This window comes from Streptomyces cellostaticus (genome assembly GCF_023630175.1).
Taxonomy (GTDB): Bacteria; Actinomycetota; Actinomycetes; order Streptomycetales; family Streptomycetaceae; genus Streptomyces; species Streptomyces cellostaticus_A.
Genome location: NZ_JALLIN010000044.1, coordinates 1 through 16,876 on the forward strand (window position 1 = coordinate 1; position 16,876 = coordinate 16,876).

At 75.4% G+C, this 16,876-nt stretch carries 19 protein-coding genes; 5 read left to right on the forward strand and 14 right to left on the reverse strand.

Features of this window, described 5'->3' with window-relative positions; all coding sequences use genetic code 11:
* Positions 1 to 51 precede the first annotated feature (51 nt).
* The 6 genes from MXD57_RS24675 to MXD57_RS24700 form a co-directional block, all read right to left on the reverse strand.
* On the reverse strand, positions 52 to 888 hold the full coding sequence (locus MXD57_RS24675; protein WP_250404119.1) for an undecaprenyl-diphosphate phosphatase: 837 nt from the start codon (positions 886 to 888) through the stop codon (positions 52 to 54).
* Positions 889 to 963: 75 nt separating this feature from the next.
* Positions 964 to 1,338 carry a fluoride efflux transporter CrcB gene (gene crcB, locus MXD57_RS24680; protein ID WP_250404121.1) on the reverse strand — a complete coding sequence of 125 codons (375 nt, stop codon included), beginning with the start codon at positions 1,336 to 1,338 and terminating at the stop codon, positions 964 to 966.
* Positions 1,335 to 1,715 carry a DUF190 domain-containing protein gene (locus MXD57_RS24685; protein WP_250404123.1) on the reverse strand — a complete coding sequence of 127 codons (381 nt, stop codon included), beginning with the start codon at positions 1,713 to 1,715 and terminating at the stop codon, positions 1,335 to 1,337. The genes crcB and MXD57_RS24685 overlap by 4 nt, the downstream gene beginning before the upstream one ends.
* Positions 1,712 to 2,173 (reverse strand): fluoride efflux transporter FluC, encoded by a 462-nt coding sequence (locus MXD57_RS24690; protein ID WP_250404125.1) that lies wholly within the window; start codon positions 2,171 to 2,173, stop codon positions 1,712 to 1,714. Before MXD57_RS24690 ends, MXD57_RS24685 begins: the two co-directional genes overlap by 4 nt.
* A 26-nt stretch (positions 2,174 to 2,199) precedes the next feature.
* Positions 2,200 to 3,192 carry an SMP-30/gluconolactonase/LRE family protein gene (locus tag MXD57_RS24695; RefSeq protein WP_250404126.1) on the reverse strand — a complete coding sequence of 331 codons (993 nt, stop codon included), beginning with the start codon at positions 3,190 to 3,192 and terminating at the stop codon, positions 2,200 to 2,202.
* 6 nt (positions 3,193 to 3,198) lie between these two features.
* Positions 3,199 to 3,489, reverse strand: coding sequence for a helix-turn-helix domain-containing protein (locus MXD57_RS24700; protein WP_250404128.1), 291 nt, complete (start codon positions 3,487 to 3,489; stop codon positions 3,199 to 3,201).
* Between the two features lie 364 nt (positions 3,490 to 3,853).
* Between MXD57_RS24700 and MXD57_RS24705 the strand changes: the two genes are divergently transcribed.
* Both MXD57_RS24705 and MXD57_RS24710 read left to right on the forward strand, forming a co-directional pair.
* Positions 3,854 to 4,204: a VOC family protein gene (locus tag MXD57_RS24705; protein WP_250404130.1), complete on the forward strand. Its 351-nt coding sequence runs from the start codon at positions 3,854 to 3,856 to the stop codon at positions 4,202 to 4,204.
* A gap of 97 nt (positions 4,205 to 4,301) precedes the next feature.
* The gene (locus MXD57_RS24710) at positions 4,302 to 4,700 is read left to right on the forward strand and encodes a MarR family winged helix-turn-helix transcriptional regulator (protein WP_250404132.1); all 399 of its coding nucleotides are present in this window, start codon (positions 4,302 to 4,304) and stop codon (positions 4,698 to 4,700) included.
* Between the two features lie 61 nt (positions 4,701 to 4,761).
* On the opposite strand, the gene MXD57_RS24715 is transcribed toward MXD57_RS24710, so the two are convergent.
* Positions 4,762 to 5,163, reverse strand: a complete 402-nt coding sequence (locus MXD57_RS24715) for an SseB family protein (RefSeq protein ID WP_250404134.1) — start codon at positions 5,161 to 5,163, stop codon at positions 4,762 to 4,764.
* A gap of 275 nt (positions 5,164 to 5,438) precedes the next feature.
* Complete coding sequence (locus MXD57_RS24720) at positions 5,439 to 6,056, reverse strand: chloramphenicol phosphotransferase CPT family protein (protein WP_250404135.1); 618 nt, start codon at positions 6,054 to 6,056, stop codon at positions 5,439 to 5,441.
* Between the two features lie 211 nt (positions 6,057 to 6,267).
* Here MXD57_RS24720 and MXD57_RS24725 point away from each other — a divergent pair, with 211 nt between their 5' ends.
* On the forward strand, positions 6,268 to 6,708 hold the full coding sequence (locus MXD57_RS24725; protein WP_250404137.1) for a cold-shock protein: 441 nt from the start codon (positions 6,268 to 6,270) through the stop codon (positions 6,706 to 6,708).
* Between the two features lie 254 nt (positions 6,709 to 6,962).
* Here the strand turns inward: MXD57_RS24725 and MXD57_RS24730 are convergent, their stop codons facing one another.
* The 5 genes from MXD57_RS24730 to MXD57_RS24750 all read right to left on the reverse strand — a co-directional run bounded on the left by MXD57_RS24730 (position 6,963) and on the right by MXD57_RS24750 (position 11,539).
* On the reverse strand, positions 6,963 to 7,838 hold the full coding sequence (locus MXD57_RS24730; protein WP_250404139.1) for a universal stress protein: 876 nt from the start codon (positions 7,836 to 7,838) through the stop codon (positions 6,963 to 6,965).
* Between the two features lie 97 nt (positions 7,839 to 7,935).
* Positions 7,936 to 8,844 carry a pyridoxamine 5'-phosphate oxidase family protein gene (locus tag MXD57_RS24735; RefSeq protein WP_250404141.1) on the reverse strand — a complete coding sequence of 303 codons (909 nt, stop codon included), beginning with the start codon at positions 8,842 to 8,844 and terminating at the stop codon, positions 7,936 to 7,938.
* 15 nt (positions 8,845 to 8,859) lie between these two features.
* A complete protein-coding gene (locus MXD57_RS24740; protein ID WP_250404143.1) occupies positions 8,860 to 9,144 on the reverse strand; it encodes a DUF1876 domain-containing protein in 285 nt (94 codons plus the stop codon).
* A gap of 11 nt (positions 9,145 to 9,155) precedes the next feature.
* A complete protein-coding gene (locus MXD57_RS24745; protein WP_250404145.1) occupies positions 9,156 to 10,562 on the reverse strand; it encodes a nicotinate phosphoribosyltransferase in 1,407 nt (468 codons plus the stop codon).
* Between the two features lie 158 nt (positions 10,563 to 10,720).
* Positions 10,721 to 11,539, reverse strand: a complete 819-nt coding sequence (locus MXD57_RS24750) for a universal stress protein (protein ID WP_250404146.1) — start codon at positions 11,537 to 11,539, stop codon at positions 10,721 to 10,723.
* Between the two features lie 304 nt (positions 11,540 to 11,843).
* Between MXD57_RS24750 and MXD57_RS24755 the strand changes: the two genes are divergently transcribed.
* Together MXD57_RS24755 and ppdK are read left to right on the forward strand one after the other, a co-directional pair.
* Positions 11,844 to 12,722, forward strand: coding sequence for a universal stress protein (locus MXD57_RS24755; protein ID WP_250404147.1), 879 nt, complete (start codon positions 11,844 to 11,846; stop codon positions 12,720 to 12,722).
* Positions 12,723 to 12,981: 259 nt separating this feature from the next.
* Positions 12,982 to 15,669, forward strand: a complete 2,688-nt coding sequence (gene ppdK, locus MXD57_RS24760; RefSeq protein ID WP_250404150.1) for a pyruvate, phosphate dikinase — start codon at positions 12,982 to 12,984, stop codon at positions 15,667 to 15,669.
* A 295-nt stretch (positions 15,670 to 15,964) separates the two neighbouring features.
* On the opposite strand, the gene MXD57_RS24765 is transcribed toward ppdK, so the two are convergent.
* Positions 15,965 to 16,858 carry a universal stress protein gene (locus MXD57_RS24765; protein ID WP_250404152.1) on the reverse strand — a complete coding sequence of 298 codons (894 nt, stop codon included), beginning with the start codon at positions 16,856 to 16,858 and terminating at the stop codon, positions 15,965 to 15,967.
* Between the last annotated feature and the right edge of the window lie 18 nt (positions 16,859 to 16,876).

Consider the following 16,876-nt stretch of genomic DNA (forward strand, 5'->3'; position numbering starts at 1 on the left):
GGGGGCCCGGCGGGGGGGGGGCCCCCCACCCCGTGGTCGGACGGTGTCCGCTCAGCTCGTCAGGGTGCCGGTGGCGAGGAGGCCGAGGAGCGCCACACCGATCACGATCCGGTAGATCACGAAGGCGTTGAAGGAGTGCTTGGCGACGAACTTCAGCAGCCAGGCGATGGAGGCGTAGGCGACCACGAAGGACACGATGGTGCCGACGGCCAGCGGAGCGGCGCCCACGCCCGCGCCGAGGGCGTCCTTCAGCTCGTAGATGCCGGCGCCGGTCAGGGCCGGGATGCCGAGGAAGAAGGAGAGCCGGGTGGCCGCGACCCGGTCCAGGTCGAGGATGAGCGCGGTGGACATGGTGGCGCCGGAGCGGGAGAAGCCGGGGAAGAGCAGCGCGAGGATCTGCGAGCAGCCGACCAGCATCGCGTCCTTGAAGGAGGTGTCGTCCTCACCCCGCTTGTGCCGGCCCATCTGGTCGGCCGCCCACATCACGCCGGATCCGGCGATCAGGGAGCCGGCGACCACCCAGAGCGAGGCGAGCGGGCCTTCGATCAGCGGCTTCGCGGCCAGGCCCACCACGACGATCGGGACGGTCGCGGCGATCACCCACCAGGCGAACCGGTAGTCGTGGTGGTAGCGCTCCTCGGGCCTGGTCAGGCCGCGGAACCAGGCGGAGACGATCCGCTTGATGTCCTTGGAGAAGTACACGAGCACGGCCGCGATGGCGCCGACCTGGATCACGGCGGAGAACCCGACGACGGACTTGTCGTCCACGGGGATGTCCATGAGCCCCTCGGTGATCTTGAGGTGGCCGGTGGACGACACGGGGAGGAATTCGGTCACCCCCTCGACGACTCCGAGGACGACGGCCTGACCGACGGAGATGGCGCTCATGGGATCCAGTTCTGAGAAGGGTTGGTCGACAGTGCTGTAGACGTTCCTACCATGCCCGGTTCGGCGGACCGGGCGCTACGCCCACAGGGCGCCGGCGAGCCACACCCCGGCGAAGGCCGCCGTCAGACCGGCGACCACGCTCGCCGCGGCGTTGGCCGCAGCGTAGAGGGCCGCACCGGCCTCGGTCAGCCTGAGCGTCTCGTAGGAGAACGTCGAGTACGTCGTCAGAGCCCCGCACAGGCCGGTACCCAGCAGCAACTGCAGGTGCTGACCTGCGGCTCCCGCGGCGGCGGCGCCGGTGAGCAGCCCCAGGACCAGGCAGCCGGTGACGTTCACCACGAAGGTGCCCCAGGGGAAGAGCGAGTCGTGCCTGGCCTGGACGGCCCGGTCGGTGAGATAGCGCAGGGGCGCGCCGACCATGGCCCCCAGCACGACCAGCAGCCAGTTCACAACGACCTCTTACCCTCCGGGTCCGTTTCGTCCGGGTGCGCGGTCCGCCCCGTGTACCGGACCACCTCGCACTCCTCCAGGGTGACCAGGCCCTCGTCGACCAGTTCGTCCAGGTGCGGCAGGAACGCCCGGATCCGCTCCTCGGTGTCCACGACGACGATCGCGACCGGCAGGTCCTCGCTCAGCGACAGCAGCCGGCTGGTGTGGATGCGCGAGGAGGCACCGAAGCCCTCGACACCCCGGAACACGCTGGCCCCGGCGAGACCGGCGGCGTGCGCGCGGTGGACGATCTCGGAGTAGAGGGGCTTGTGGTGCCAGGTGTCGTCCTCGCCGATGTACACGGTGAGCCGCAGGGCCCGGCCGGTGAGGGATGTCATCGCTGCCTCCTGGTGAGCAGGAAACGGGCGGCGGCCGAGGCCGCCCACACCGCCGCGAGTGCCGCGAGCAGGGTTGCGGCGAGACAGGCGAGAGCGGTGCGCGGGTGCCCGCCGTCGGCCAGCTTCTGGATGTCGACGGCGTAGGTGGAGAAGGTGGTGTAGCCGCCGAGCACGCCGGTGCCGAAGAAGGGGCGCACCAGGCGGTGCGCGGCCCACACGTCGGTGATCAGCACCATGAACACGCCGATCACGGCGCAGCCGGTGACGTTGGTCCAGAAGGTCGTCCAGGGGAAGCCGCCGGGCGGCGTGGGCCAGGCGAGGGCGAACGCGTAGCGGGCCGTGGCCCCGAGGGCGCCGCCGGCGGCGACCACCGCGACGACGGGGGCCTGGGTACGCCACGGGGACCGCCGCCGTGGCGCGGGGCGGGCTCGGAGGCTTTCGGCTTCCGGGGCTGTCATGCTCGTCGGTCTCCTGTTCGGCCCGGTCACGACGGGTGATCACGGCCGGGCACCAGGGTACCGCCGGGTCGCCCGGGGGCCGGAGCCGCGCAGACGGCGACGCCCGGCTCCCAGAAGCTGCCGAGCACCAGCAGGCCGCCGGTCACGCAGACGCTGGTGACCATGCGGAAGCGGGAGCGGTGGCGGCTCAGGTGGTGCACCGTGCGGCCGTGGTCGTCGACCGCCACCACGCCGATCGTTCCGCCCGGGCGGAACGGGGCTCTGACGGCGGCGCGGGCGGCCGCGCGGCGGACGCCCGGCGGGGCGCGGTGCAGCAGCCCGAGCGGAGGGACGCGGGGCCCGGCCAGGGCCACCCAGATCGGGCCGTCCGGGCCCTCTCGCCACATGTTGTCGGGCATGCCCGGCAGGTCGGCGAAGTGTTCGGACCGGCCGGCGCGCGGTCCGCCGAGGTGGTAGCGGGTGAGCCGGCAGGCCCCTGTCTCCGCGACCACCAGGAAGGTGCCGTCGCCGCTCACGGCGAGGCCGTTGGCGAACTGGAGGCCGTCCAGCAGCACTTCGGGGGTGCCGCCGCCGGGCGGGAGGCGCAGCAGCCGGCCGGTGCCGGTGTGCTCGACGATGTCGCCGATCCACTGGTCCAGGGGGTAGCGGCGGCTGGAGGCGGTGAAGTACACGCTGCCGTCGGCCGCGGCGACGGCGTTGCTGCAGACCCGCAGCCGCTCCCCCGCCACCGAGTCCGCCAGCACCCGCACGGCGCCGTCGGGGCCGACCCGCAGCAGGCCGCGTTCCGCGTCGCACACCAGCAGACCGCCGTCGGCGAGCGGCTCCAGACCGAGCGGGCGGCCGCCGGTGTCCGCCAGTGTCTCGACCCGGGCCCTGCGCGGGTCGGCCAGGTGGCGGATCCGCAGGACGCGGCCGTCCGCCGTCCCGGTCAGGACATGGCCCTCGGCGTCGGTCACCACGTCCTCGGGGCCGCGTCCGCCCAGGCGCACGCGGTGCAGCGGCACCAGTGCCGTGGTCATACATCCTCACCAGCCCTTCTCGAACATGCGGGCCACCTCGGCGATGCGGATCTCGTCACGCCGGTAGTGGGTGCGGCACCGGATCCGCCGGGTGCGCAGCAGGCCCAGGCGGGCCAGCAGGTCGAGGTGGGCGGCGGCGGTCCGGCGGGGCACGCCCAGCCTGGCGGCCACGGCCCGTGCGGTGACGCCCGACTCGGCGGCTTCGCCGGGCCGGCGCCCGGCCGGGAAGTACGCCGCCGGCTCCTTGAGCCACTCAAGGATGGTCTGCCGTATGCGGCCCTGGGGGGTTCCCGTCATCCGTCCGCCTCCGTCTCCGGCCTCCTCGTGCGCGGTGTTCCCACTGTGGCGCAGCCGGGCACGTCGCGTAGGGGACTCGTCGGCCCTTGACCGGTACCGAACGGCCGCCGCGTGCCGGGATCCCGCCGCCATGGGGCAGGCCCGGCCGTCCGCTCACGACCGGGCCCCGCCGGCGCCGGTCCCGGGCGGGCCGGGGCCGCCCGGCACGGTGACGGTGGCCGTGGCGACGGCGCGGCGACGACACCCGGAACCCGTTCGGCGCGACCGGTCAGGATCGGAGAAGCGGTGGCGGGTCCGCCCGCCCTAACGTGGGAGTCACCGGCGGACGACAGCCGGGGCAGCGACTTTCGAGGAGTGGGATTCCATGACCGCCGGCGCGCAGACGATCATCTACCCCGTCAAGGACCTGGAGAAGGCCAAGGCGCTGTTCTCGGCGCTGCTGGGGGCCGAGCCCTACGCGGACGAGCCGTACTACGTCGGTTTCAGGACCGCCGGGCAGGACATCGGTCTCGACCCGAACGGGCACGCCAAGGGCATGACCGGGCCGGTCCCCTACTGGCACGTCACCGATCTGCGGGAGCGGCTGGCGGCGCTGGTGGCGGCCGGTGCCGAGCCGCTGCAGGACGCGCAGGACGTCGGCGGCGGCCGGTTGATCGCCTTCGTACGGGACGCGGACGGCAACCTGGTGGGCCTGCTCCAGGACCCGGCCGCCTGAGGCGCCGCCGGACGCCGCCGCTCGACGGGCGGACCCGGACCGAAGCGAAACTAGTTGCACACTCAATGATTGGCCGGAACGGTGCTACGGTGCCGGTATGGCAGTCAACACGGCCGATGCCCGGCTCGAGGAGCGCTGGCGGGACATCCTCACCGTGCACGCGCGCACGATGTGCGAGATCGATCGCGTCCTGCATCCGCACGGGCTCGGCGCCAGCGACTTCGAGGTGCTGGACATCCTCGCCTCCGAGTCACCCGCGAACGGCGACCAGTGCCGGGTGCAGAACCTGGTCGGGCGGGTCCATCTCAGCCAGAGCGCGCTGTCCCGGCTGATCGGGCGGCTGGAGAAGGACGGCCTGGTCGAGCGCTCGGTGTGCGCGGAGGACCGGCGCGGGGTGTGGGTCGCGCTCACCCGCAAGGGCCGCGACCTGCACACCCGGGTACTGCCGCTGCAGCGGGCCGTGCTGGAGCGGATGCTGGCCGAGCGGGCCGGATGACCCCGGGCGGACCGCGGGACGCCCTGGTGGGCCCCGCGGTCCGCTCACGCGTGCGGGCCGCTCAGCGGGCCAGCAGGGTGCGCACCCCCTGGGAGGTCAGCGTCAGCCCGTGGGCGGAGCTGCCGTCGATCGCGAGGGAGAGGTCCTCCTCGGGCCACTGGGAGGCCAGGGCGCCGAGCGGTATCAGGCGGTAGCGGGAGATGAACGGCAGCAGCTCGGCCATCGTCCCCTCCGAGGTGAAGACCGGGACGACCGGATCGCCGTCGGCCTGTTCGAGGATGGGCAGCGCGACGGTCGAGCCGTCGGCGCCCTCACCGTCGACCGCCTCGTCCGGCACCGGGACGAGCACCTCGCTGTGAGCGAGCGTGTCCAGGGCGATCTGGTCCTCGGCGTTCACGGCGAGCGCGTCGAGCGCCTGCTGTGCCGGCGTGGGCGGGTGGTCGTCGTGGGCGGGTGTCTCCATGGCAGATCCCCAGGTAGCGGCGGTACGGGCACACGGCCGGGTGGCCCGGGCGTGCTCCCGCCTCGCGTACCCGGTTCCGATGAGGGCCATGCGTGCGGATTCCGGGGAGGAGCGGCGGCCGACCGGTGAGGACCGGCCGGGCACGGGCCGGATCGGGCGGGGCGACGGGTGCTCCGGCGGGAACGGCCGCCCGCCGGGCCGGTGCGGCACACGGCTGCCCGCGCCCGTGCGGGACCGGCTGCCGGTGCGCGGGACGGCCCGGCCGCCGGGCGGGGTCACCCCTCGTCGCGCGATGCCGCCCCGAGCCTGTCGAAGGCGGTGGGGCGAGGCCGGTCCCGCATGAAGTCGCTGATGCGCAGGGCGCATTCGCGTGGGGACAGCACGCTGGTGTCCACCTCGACGTCGTGCGCCCCGTGCGCGTGGACGTGGTCGTACTGGAGGGCGGCCAGTCCGGGTTGCCGGTCGCCCCGGACGCGTTCCCGGCGCTCCAGCTCGGCCAGGGGGCAGCGGACCGCGACCAGGACGGTGTCGCCGGGCACCAGCAGGCCGAGCAGGTCGAGCAGCCGCCAGCGGCGGCTGAGCGGATGGTCCACCACGAGGTTGTTGCCGCCCGCCGCCATCCCGGCGACGGCACGGTGGAAACCCATGACGGTGCGGTCGATCTCGGCCGGGAGGTCCGCGTCGGCGGCCGGGCGGCCGCCGCGCATGGCGTGGAAGGTGTCGACGGGCATGTGGAACCAGGTGCCGTCGAGGACCTCGAGCAGCGCCCGGGCGATGCTCGACTTGCCCGAGCTGGAGGTGCCGTTCAGCAGGACGACCGTGCCCCCGGCCGGTGTGTCGGGGATGCGCGCGTGATCCCGGTCGGCCGGGTGCGGAGCCGCTTCGGTCGCCATGGGTGGTCCTTCCTTCGGCGAGGGCCCTGAGCCGGGCGAGGCGCCGTGATCATCGCATCCCGGCGGGCACTGCGGCACGAGGGGTGGCCCGCCGGGGCCCGTGCGGGCGGGCGGGACGGGGCCCCGACTCGTCGTGACGGCCCGTGGTGGCCTAGTCTTCTGCGCTGGTGACGGCCCGGGCAACGAGGCCGGTTCTTTGGGGGTTGGTGGCATGGTCGCTGGTCGGGTGGTGCGGTTCGACGGTTCCCGGGGTTACGGGTTCATCGCTCCGGAGGATGGCACCGAGGACGTCTTCCTGCACGTGAACGATCTGCTCATCCCCGAGCAGCAGGTGCGTCCGGGCCTCGCGGTGGAGTTCGAGGTCGAGGAGGGCGACCGGGGTCTGAAGGCCTCGGCGGTGAAGCTGGCCCCGGGGGCCGCCGCCCGGCCGCCGGTGCTGCTCAGGAGCGGGGGTACGGGGACCTTCCCGGTCGCCGCGAGGCAGCCGGACGGCGACGACTCGCTGTGCGACGTCCTCACCCCGGACGAGTACCTCCACGAGGTCACCGAGATCCTGCTGGCCGCCGCGCCGTCCCTGACCGGGGAGCAGATCCTCCAGGTCAGGCTCGGGCTGCTGCGGTTCGCCAGGAACCACGGATGGACCGAGGACTGAGACGCCGGACGCCGAGCGCCCGGGACGTTCCCCGGTGCCTGTCACGGAAGTCCCCCGGTCCTTCGGCCGGGAGGGGCTCTCGCGACGGGCCCCAAGGGCCGTCCCGGAGTCCCCGGCGGGCGCACGACGACGCCACGGCACCTCGCCGCGTTGTCGGATCGCCCGGACACGACCGGCATGAGGACGACCCTCCGCCGTGCGACGCACCGCATCCGGCGCCGTGCGCCGACCCACCGGGGATCACGGGACAGCCCTCAGACCCCGTGCGGGACGACGGCGACCGGGCACCGCGCGTGGTGCAGCAGGGTGTGGGCGATCCTGCCGAGCTGCAGACCGGGGCGGCCCTCGCGCCGCACGGCGCCGACCACGATCAGATCGGCCCCGGCCGAGGCCTCCAGCAGCACCCGGCGGGTGGGGCCCTCGACCGCCCGGCGCTCGATCTCCAGCGCCGGGTGCTCCCGTTCGGTCTCGCGCAGCGCCTCGTCCAGGCCGGCCAGGGCCCGCTCCTCGCGGGACCGGGCGGCGTCGTCGGCGATCAGCATGTGGTCCACGGGCTGCTGGGCCGGCGTGTGCCAGGCCCGTACGGCCGTCAGGCCGCAGCCGTGCGCCCGCGCCTCGCGGGCGGCGAACCGCAGGACGGCGTCGGTGCCGGCCGACTCGCCCACTCCGGCCACGATCCGGCCCCGGGTCCCCGTGACGGCGGGCTCCGTCCCCCGGACCACGACGACCGGGCACTCGGCGCGCGCCGCCACCGCGAGGCTCACCGAGCCCAGCAGCAGGCCGGCGATCTCGCCCCGCCCCCGTACGCCGGTGACCAGGGCCGAGGCCGTGGGCGCCGCCGCCAGCAGTACGGCCACCGGGTCGGCGGGCAGCACCTCGGTGGACACCTTCACCTCCGGTTCGCGCACCCGGACCCGTTCCGCGCCCGAGGCGACGATGTGCTGGGCCATGACCTCCTCGGCGGGCCGGCCGGTGCCGAAGGACGGCAGGGCGCCCTCGTAGCGCTCCCACAGCGAGGCGTGGACCAGGCGCAGCGGCAGCCCGTGCCGAGCCGCCTCGGCCGCCGCCCAGTCGACCGCGAGCAGGCTGGGGTCCGAACCGTCGACGCCCACGACCAGCGGGAGTTCCATCGTCGCCCTCACCTTCTCCGTCCGGTTGCCGCGTACCCCCGTTCTCCCCCGTTCTCCCCCGTCGTCGGCCGGCGCCGCCGGCCCGGCCGGTCCCCGGTCAGGGGCCGGGGCTGATGCGGCGGCCGGTGAGCCGGGTGGGCCGGATCGACACCCACATCTCCCGTTCGCCGCCCGCCCACGGCTCGCCGTGGGCGCCCCCGGTGAGACGCCGTGCGGCGTCCGGGTCCGTGACGGCCCGTGCGGGGCCCACGGCGAGCACGCTCCAGCCCTGGCTGAGCGCCTCGTCCAGGTGGTCCACCTCGAAGGCGACCTCGGTGCCCACGGCCGCCGCGGGCACCGATCCCGGTGCGGTCCGGAAGGCGATCGCGTCGTCGACGACCTCGTAGTTGACCGGGACGACCGCGGGCCGCCCGTCGTGCGCCGTCACGGCGACGCGGCCGATGCCGTGCGTGGCCAGCAGGGCGCGGCACTCGTCCGGGCCGAGGTCCCGCAACCGCGGATGGAGGAGCGCGTGGCCCTGGCCGGGCGGCAGCCCGGTGCCCCCGCCGCGCAGCGCGGCGACGGTGGTGCCGAGCGCGTCGGCCAGCCTGACGAGGGTGGCGAGCGTCGGATCGGCGGGGTGTTCCTCCAGGTAGGCGAGGTAGTCGGGCGACATGCGGGCGCGGCCCGCCGTCTCCTCCCGGCTGAGTCCCCGCCGACGGCGTTCCACCGCCACACGCCGGCCGATGTCGCCGGCTCCGGGGGCGCCGAACCCCGGGCCGGCCCCGGACACGGCGCCGGGCGCCACCGGGTCCTGGTGACCGGGCGGGGGCGTGCCGTGCGCGATGTGGCGGATGTGGGCGTCGGGGCCGGGGAACACCAGCGACACCTGGTCCGTGTCCGACCAGCGCACGTCGTAGGGCGGTGTGCCGTCCTCGTGGTGGAGTCCGACGATCTCGCCGTCGCGCCGGGCGACACCGGTCGCCGCGCTTTCGACGACGAGCTGGTCGCCGAGGTGAGCTCGCATGGTCGCCGCCTCTCCTCAGAGTGCCGCCGGCCGCAGGGCCGGGCCCGGACCGGTCGTCTCCAGGCCCCGGACGTCCCGCTCGGCGGTGGTCAGGAGCTGCTTGGCGAGATCGACCATGGCCCGGCCCGCCGCCAGTTCGTCACCGATCTCCGGTACGTTCGCGTCCGCCGGGTGACAGCGCGCCGTCCCTTCGCCGGTGAGCGCCGTGGTACCGGTGTCCAGCACCACGTGTGCCTTCGTCGTCCCCTCGTCGTCCTCGAAGAGGTGGAGGCGGACCTTCCACTCAGCCGTGTGCGCCATCGTCTCTCTCCTCATCCGGATACCGGTCCGTGGGCGGCCGGCCGGAGCGGGCCGCGGGCGGCGGGTCCCGCCCCGGGCGGGTGGGTGCCTGCGGCGGCCATCCGCTCCTCGATGCGCCGCCGGACGTCGGAGGCGAGTGCGGCGAGCCGCCCGGACACCGTCGCGCGGGGCGCGACGGGGGCGCGGACACGGCGCGCGGCGGGCGGCAGCCCGTCCAGGTCGGTGGCGAACCGCGCCCGGCCGTCGTCGAGGGTGGCCCTCCCGACGGTGCGCCGCCCGCCGAGCATCACGGTCTCCAGCAGCGGGGTGCCGTCGCCGGGCGGCCGCTCGTCGGCGAGGGCGATCACATCGGCGTAACCGGGTCGTCGGAACACCTGCTTGGGGCCGGGCGCCGTCACCTTCGCCGACGACAGCTTCATCACCGGCCGGCCGTCGTACTCCACCATCTTGTACGCGGAGTCCAGACAGGGCGCGTCGGCCGAGACGCCGACGCGGGTACCGACGGCGAACACGTCGATCGGGGCTCCGGAGCGCATCAGGTCGTCCACCGCGTACTCGTCGAGCCCGCCGCTGGCGATGATCCGTACGTCCGGCAGACCGGCCTCGTCCAGGAGGGCCCGGGCGCGTACCGCCAGCGCCCCGAGGTCGCCGCTGTCCAGCCGTACCGCCGAGCCCGGTCCGCGGTCCAGGTCGCGCAGGACGCGGGCCGCGACGCGGACGCCGGCCTCGGTGTCGTAGGTGTCCACCAGCAGGGTCACCGGCCCCGGGTGGGTCCGGGCGAAGGCGCGGAACGCCTCCTCCTCGCCGGGGAACGCCTCCACGTAGGAGTGGGCCATGGTGCCCACCGCGGGTATGCCGGTCGCCGTGGCGGCGGCCACGTTGCTGGTCCCGGCGAAGCCGACCAGCGCGCCGAGCCGGGCGGCCTGGAACCCGGCCTGCGGGCCGTGGGCGCGCCGCAGGGAGAAGTCCACGACCGGGTGTCCGTCCGCCGCCAGCACGCAGCGCGCGGCCTTCGAGGCGATGAGCGTCTGATGGCTGATCCGGTTCAGCACGTACGTCTCGACGAGCTGCGCCTCGGGCAGGGGCGCGGTCACCTCCAGCAGGGGTTCGCCCGCGAGCACGATCCGCCCCTCCGGCACGGCCCGTACCCGGCCGGTGAACTCCAGTCCGAGCAGGGGCCGCAGTTCCTCCGGCGGCCGGTGCAGCGCGGCGGCGAAGTCCGCGACGTCCTCGGGGCCCACGTGCAGACCGGAGAGGTAGTCCAGAGCCGAGTCGAGACCCGCTGCGACCAGGAAGCCGCGCTCCGGCGGCAGGTCGCGGACGAACAGGCTGAACGTCGCGGGGCCGGACATGCCCTCCCGCAGGTAGGACAGGGCCATGGTGACCTCGTACAGATCGGTGGTCGTGGCCTCCGACATCGGCGTCGCCTCCTCGGCTCCCCCCGTCGTCCCACGATCGGACCGCGGCGGGCCCCGCTCACAGGGCCGAACGGCCCTGCCGCGCCGACGTCCGGCCCCGGCGGCCGGGCGGCCGGGTCGACCGCCACCGGCCGGCCGCGGTCTCGCCCCGGCCCCGGTCAGGTCCGGGGCACGACCGCGACCGGACACGGCGCGTGGTGGAGCATGGCGTGGCCGATCAGGCCCAGTTGGAGGCCCGGGTGCCCGTGCCGCCGGGGAGCGCCGACGATCAGCAGGTCCGCGGCGGACGCGGCGCCGAGCAGTTCCCGGCGGGCCGGCCCCTCGACCACCCTGCGGGTCACCCGGACGTCGCCGTAACGCTCCGTCAGACCGCGCAGCGCGTCGTCGAGCACCTGGGCCGGCGGGCGGCGGTGTGCCTCCAGGGCCCACGAGGGGGCCCGCGCCGTGGCGTGGGCGTCGATCGGCGCGGTCCAGGCGTGCACCACCACCAGCCCGCAGTGCCGCACCTGCGCCTCACGGAAGGCGAACGGGACCGCCGTACCGCTGCCCTCCCCGTTCTCCACGCCCACGACGACGCTGCCGAACCTGGACTCCCGGTGCTCGGCGGCGCCGCGCACCACGACGACCGGGCACTCGGCCCGGGCCGCCACGGCGAGGCCGACGGATCCCAGGAGCATCGCGTCGAGATCTCCCAGCCCTCGGGAGCCGAGGACCAGCGCGAAGGCGTCGTGTCCCTGGCCGATCAGGGCGGTGGCCGGGTCCGCGTGCAGCACCTCGCTGGTCAGCGGCACCGTGGGCGCACAGCGGCGGACACGCTCCGTGGCGGCGTCGATCAGGGCGGAGGCGTCCCGTTCCCCCGTCGTCACGTGCACCAGGTGCAGCGGCAGGCCGTGCCGGAGCGCCTCGCCGGCGGCCCAGTCCACCGCCGCGAAGCCGGCCTCGGAGCCGTCGAGGCCGACCACCACGGGAATCGCCACCGCCGTCCCTCCTCTCGGGCCGGAGGACCCGGTCACCCGGGTCTCCAGCTTCGTACGGGACGGGTGCGGCCGCCACGCGACCGGAGCCGGGGCCGGCCGGTCCCCCGGGCGGGGCCCCACGGCCCTGGTGCGCGTGGGCCGGAGGCGGTGTCCTGGGGTTGAGCCGAGGGCCGCGAGGAGACACGGAGAAGCGGCACGGAACCGTGCACCGTGCGATCAGGGCCCGCGAGAAGCGGGCGGCCCCCGGCTCCGGGCGTGCCCGGGGCGGTGACAGGCAGAGAGCCCGGCCATCCGGAGGTGTGTCATGGCGGACCCGGTCGTCGTCGGAGTGGACGGATCGCCGTCGAGCCTGGACGCGGTGGAGGTCGCGGCACACGAGGCGGCCGTGCGGGGCACGGAGCTGCGCCTGGTGCACGCCTTCGGCTGGCCGTCGATCCCCCTGCCGCCCGGCGGGCCCCCGTGGAATCCGGCCGCGGCGGGGGCGCGGAAGATGGTGGACGGCACCCTGGTGAAGGCCGAGGGGAGGGCCCGTGCGGCCGTACCCGACCTGGCGGTCACCCGCGAGGTGGCCGTCGGCGAGCCGCTGATGGTGCTGGAGATCGAGTCGCACACCGCCTCGCTCGTCGTGGTCGGCAGCCGCGGGCTGGGCGGGTTCGGCGGGCTGCTGCTCGGCTCCACCGGCGTGCACCTGGCCGCGCACGGCCACTGCCCGGTGCTGGTGGTGCGCGGCGGAGCCGATCCGGACGGCCCCGTGCTGCTGGCGTCCGACGGCTCACCGGCGGGCGGGGCCGCCGTCGGTCTCGCCTTCGCCGAGGCGTCGCTGCACGGCGCGGACCTGCTGGCCCTGCGGGTGTGGAACACCTGGAACGCCGACACGGGCGAGCCCGCCCATCCGCTGGACGTGGTGGTGGACGCCGAGCGGCTCCAGGCCCAGGAGGAGCGGGCGCTGGAGGAGAGTCTGCGGCCGTGGCGGGAGCGTCATCCGCAGGTCGCGGTGGAGCGGCGCGTGGTGCGGTCCCGGGTGCGTCCGGCGCTGATCGAGGCCAGCGGTGAGGCGCGGCTGGTCGTCGCCGGTGCCCGCGGCCGCGGCGGCTTCACGGGCCTGCTGCTGGGCTCGGTGAGCCAGGCCCTCCTGCACCACGCGCGCTGTCCGGTGGCCGTGGTGCGGGGCACCGGGACCTGACCCCGCACCGGCTGGTCCGGGACCGGGCGGACACGGCGGCCCATGGGGCCCGTGGGGCCGGCCGGACGGACGGCGCGTGTCCGCGCCCGGGCGGGCCGGGGCGCCGGGGTGCCGCCGGCTTCCTCGCGCCGGCGGCCTCGCGGCGGCGGCCTCGCGCGTCCGAGCCGCCCGCGTGCGGGGAGGTGCCCTCCGGCCGACGTGCCGCGAAGGACGCTGGACAGGTACCGCCACCCGGACCTCCGATCCGAGGAGAGGCGTCATGAGCCGCTACGTGTACGACTTCCAGGACGGAAGCCGCGACCTGTCCGCCCTGCTCGGCGGCAAGGGGGCGAACCTGGCCGAGATGACCCGGCTGGGCCTGCCGGTGCCGCCGGGGTTCACCGTCACGACCGACGCCTGCCGCGCCTTCCTGGCGACGGGCGAGGAACCGGAGGGCATGTCGGCGGAGGTCTCCCGGCACCTGTCCGCGCTGGAGGCGGCCACCGGGCGGCTGCTCGGGCAGCCCGACGACCCGCTGCTGGTCTCCGTGCGCTCCGGCGCGCGCTTCTCCATGCCCGGCATGATGGAGACGGTCCTCGACATCGGCCTGAACGACGCGTCGGTGCTCGGCCTGGCCAAGGTCTCCGGCAGCGAGCGCTTCGCCTGGGACTCCTACCGGCGGCTCGTCCAGATGTACGGCAGCACCGTGATGGGTGTCGATCCGGCCCGGTTCGACGTGGTCATGAACCGGCTGAAGGAGGCCCGCGCGGCCCGCGACGACCTCCGTCTCGACGCGGGCGACCTCGCCGGGCTGGTGGAGGCGTACAAGCGGCTGATCCTGGACGAGACCGGCCGGTACTTCCCGCAGTCCCCCGCCCAGCAGCTCCAGCGGGCGGTCCTCGCCGTGTTCCGGTCCTGGAACGCCGAGCGCGCCCGTCTCTACCGGCGGCGCGAGCGCATCCCGGACGACCTGGGGACCGCGGTCACCGTGCAGCGCATGGTCTTCGGCAACCTGGGCCCGGACTCCGGCAGCGGTGTCGCCTTCACCCGCGACCCGGCCACCGGGCGCCCCGGACTGTACGGCGACTACCTGTCGAACGCCCAGGGCGAGGACGTCGTCTCCGGTGTCCGCGACGCCGTGCCGCTGGCCGAACTCGAGCGGCTGGACCCGCGTGCGTACCGCCGCCTGCGCGATCACGCGCGGACTCTGGAGCGGCACTACCGCGACCTGTGCGACATCGAGTTCACCATCGAGCGCGGCACCCTGTGGATGCTGCAGACCCGGGTGGGCAAGCGCACCGCGGGGGCGGCGTTCGCCATCGCCGCCGAGCTGGTCGAGGAGGGGCTCATCACGGCCGACGAGGGCCTGGCCCGGGTCGGCGGCGACGGGCTGGCACGGCTGATGTTCCCCCGCTTCGACACCACCGCCGCGGGCACCCCGCTCACCCGCGGCGTACCGGCCTCGCCGGGCGCCGCGGTGGGCGCGGCCGTGTTCGACTCCGCCGAGGCGGTACGGCGGGCCGCGTCCGGCGAGCGGGTGGTACTGGTGCGGGAGGAGACCACACCGGACGACCTGCCCGGGATGGTCGCCGCGCAGGCGGTGCTCACCGGCCGGGGCGGCAAGACCAGCCATGCGGCCGTCGTCGCCCGCGGCATGGGCAAGGTGTGCGTCTGCGGCGCGCGGGACATCACCGTCGACGCCGGGGCGCGGCGCTTCACCACCCGGGCCGGCACCGTCGTCGACGAGGGCACCGTCGTCTCGGTGGACGGCTCCAGCGGCGACGTGTACGCGGGCGCGGTCCCGCTCGCCGCCTCGGCGACGATGCGCTATCTGGAGACGGGTGAGCAGCGGGGCAGCGAGGTCGCCTCGGTCGCGCGCGCCCTGGAGCACGCCGACGCGGTACGGCGGCTGGAGGTGCGGGCCAACGCCGACACCCCCGAGGACGCGGCACGGGCCCGGCGGTTCGGGGCGCGTGGCATAGGCCTGTGCCGGACCGAGCACATGTTCCTCGGCGAGCGGCGCAGGCTGGTCGAGGACATGATCCTCGCCCCGTCGGGTGCCGCGCGCGAGCGGGCCCTGGCCGCTCTGCTGCCGCTCCAGCGGCGGGACTTCGCGGGCATCCTGGAGGCGATGGACACCCTGCCCGTCACCATCCGGCTGCTCGATCCGCCGCTGCACGAGTTCCTGCCGGACCGCACGGATCTCGCCGTGCGGGTCGCCGCCGCACAGGCGGCGGGCGACCCGGCGGCCCCCCGTGACACGGCGCTGCTGGCGGCGGTGAACCGGATGCACGAGGCGAACCCCATGCTCGGGCTGCGCGGCGTACGGCTCGGGCTGGTGGTGCCCGGACTGGTCGCGATGCAGGTACGGGCGGTCGCCGAGGCGGTGGTCGAACGGGTCCGCGCGGGCGGCTCGCCGCACGCGGAGATCATGGTGCCGCTCGTCGGCGCCGTCGAGGAACTCCGCCTCGCCCGCGAGGAGGTGCGGCGGGTGCTGGCCGAGGTGAGCGAGGAGACGGGCGTGCCGGTGGAGTGCCCCGTCGGCACGATGATCGAGCTGCCCCGGGCCGCGCTGACGGCGGGCCGGATCGCCGCCGAGGCGGAGTTCTTCTCCTTCGGCACCAACGACCTGACGCAGACCACCTGGGGCTTCTCCCGGGACGACGTGGAGGCCGCGTTCTTCCCGGCCTACCTCGACAAGGGCGTGTTCGCCGCCTCGCCGTTCGAGACCCTGGACCGGGAGGGGGTGGGCCGGCTGGTCCGGATCGCCGTCGAGGAGGGCCGTGCCGCGCGCCCGGGCCTGCAGACCGGGGTGTGCGGCGAGCACGGCGGCGACCCGGCGTCGATCCGCTTCTTCCACGCCGTGGGAGTGGACTACGTCTCCTGCTCTCCGTTCCGGGTTCCGGTGGCCCGGCTGGAGGCGGGGCGGGCGGCGCTGGACGGCGTCGACACGGGGGACACCAGGTGAGCGCGGCGGCGTTCCGGTGACACATGCCGGGCCGGCTCTCCTCGGGCCGGCCCGGCCTGTGCGGGCGGGGGGCCCGGCGGGAGCCACCAGTCGGGTTCTTCTCCGCCGGCGGGAGCCACGGGGACCGGCCCGGTCTTCCGGTGTCTCCGGTGTGCCGGTGTGCCCCGGTCTTCCGCTGTGTTCGGCTTGGTTTCCGTGCGGTCGGTTTGGTTTCCGTGCTGTCGGTTTGGTTTCCGTGCGGTCGGGGAGCGGTTCGCCTGCCGTCCGGGCGGCGTCGGTTCGCCCGCGGTCCGGTTCAGCAGGCGTCGGGCACGACGGCCACCGGGCAGGCCGCGTGGTGCAGGAGGCCGTGGGCGACGCGGCCGAGGTGGAGCCCGAAGCGGCCGTGCCGGCGCCGGGCGCCGACGACGAGCAGCCCGGCCTCCTGGGAGGCGGCCAGCAGGACGTCCCGGGCGTGCCCCTCGGCGGCCCGGCGGGTCACCTCGAGACCGGCCGGCGCGTCCGCCAGGGCCTCCTCCAGCGCCTCGACGGCCCGCTCCCGCTCGAAGTGGGCGGGCTCGCCGGCGAGCAGCGGGTGCGCGGTGGTCGCGTGCCCGGGCCGCCGCCACGCCCGTACGGCCTCCAGGGGCACCCGGCGCAGCACCGCCTCCTCGGCGGCGAAGCGCGCGGCGGCCGAGACCGTCGGCTTCTCGCCGACACCGAGGACCACGGGGCCGCGCGGCGCCGGGCCGGACAGCTCGTCGTGCGGGCCGGACAGGTCGTCGTGGCTGCCGCGCAGCACGATCACCGGGCAGTGCGCCCGTCCCGCCACCATGAGGCTCACGGAGCCCAGGAGCGCCTCTGCCACCCCGCCGCGGCCGCGGCAGCCCAGCACCACCGCCAGGGCGGTGCGGCTCTCCCGCACCAGCCCGTGGTCCGGCTCCTCGGGCAGCACCTCGGTACTGACCGGGACCTCCGGTCGCCGCCGCTCGGCGCGCAGCCGGGCGGTGCCGACCACGTCCTGGGCCATGACCTCCTCCTTCGGCCTGTGCAGCTCCTGGGCGAGCAGGGCGCCCTCGTAGCGGTCCCAGAGCGAGGCGTACACCAGGCGGAGCGGCGCGCCGCGCAGGGCGGCCTCGTCGGCGGCCCAGTCCACGGCCCGCAGACTCGGCCCGGATCCGTCGACGCCGACGACGATCGGAAGCTGCATCGGGCTCTCCTGCGGTCG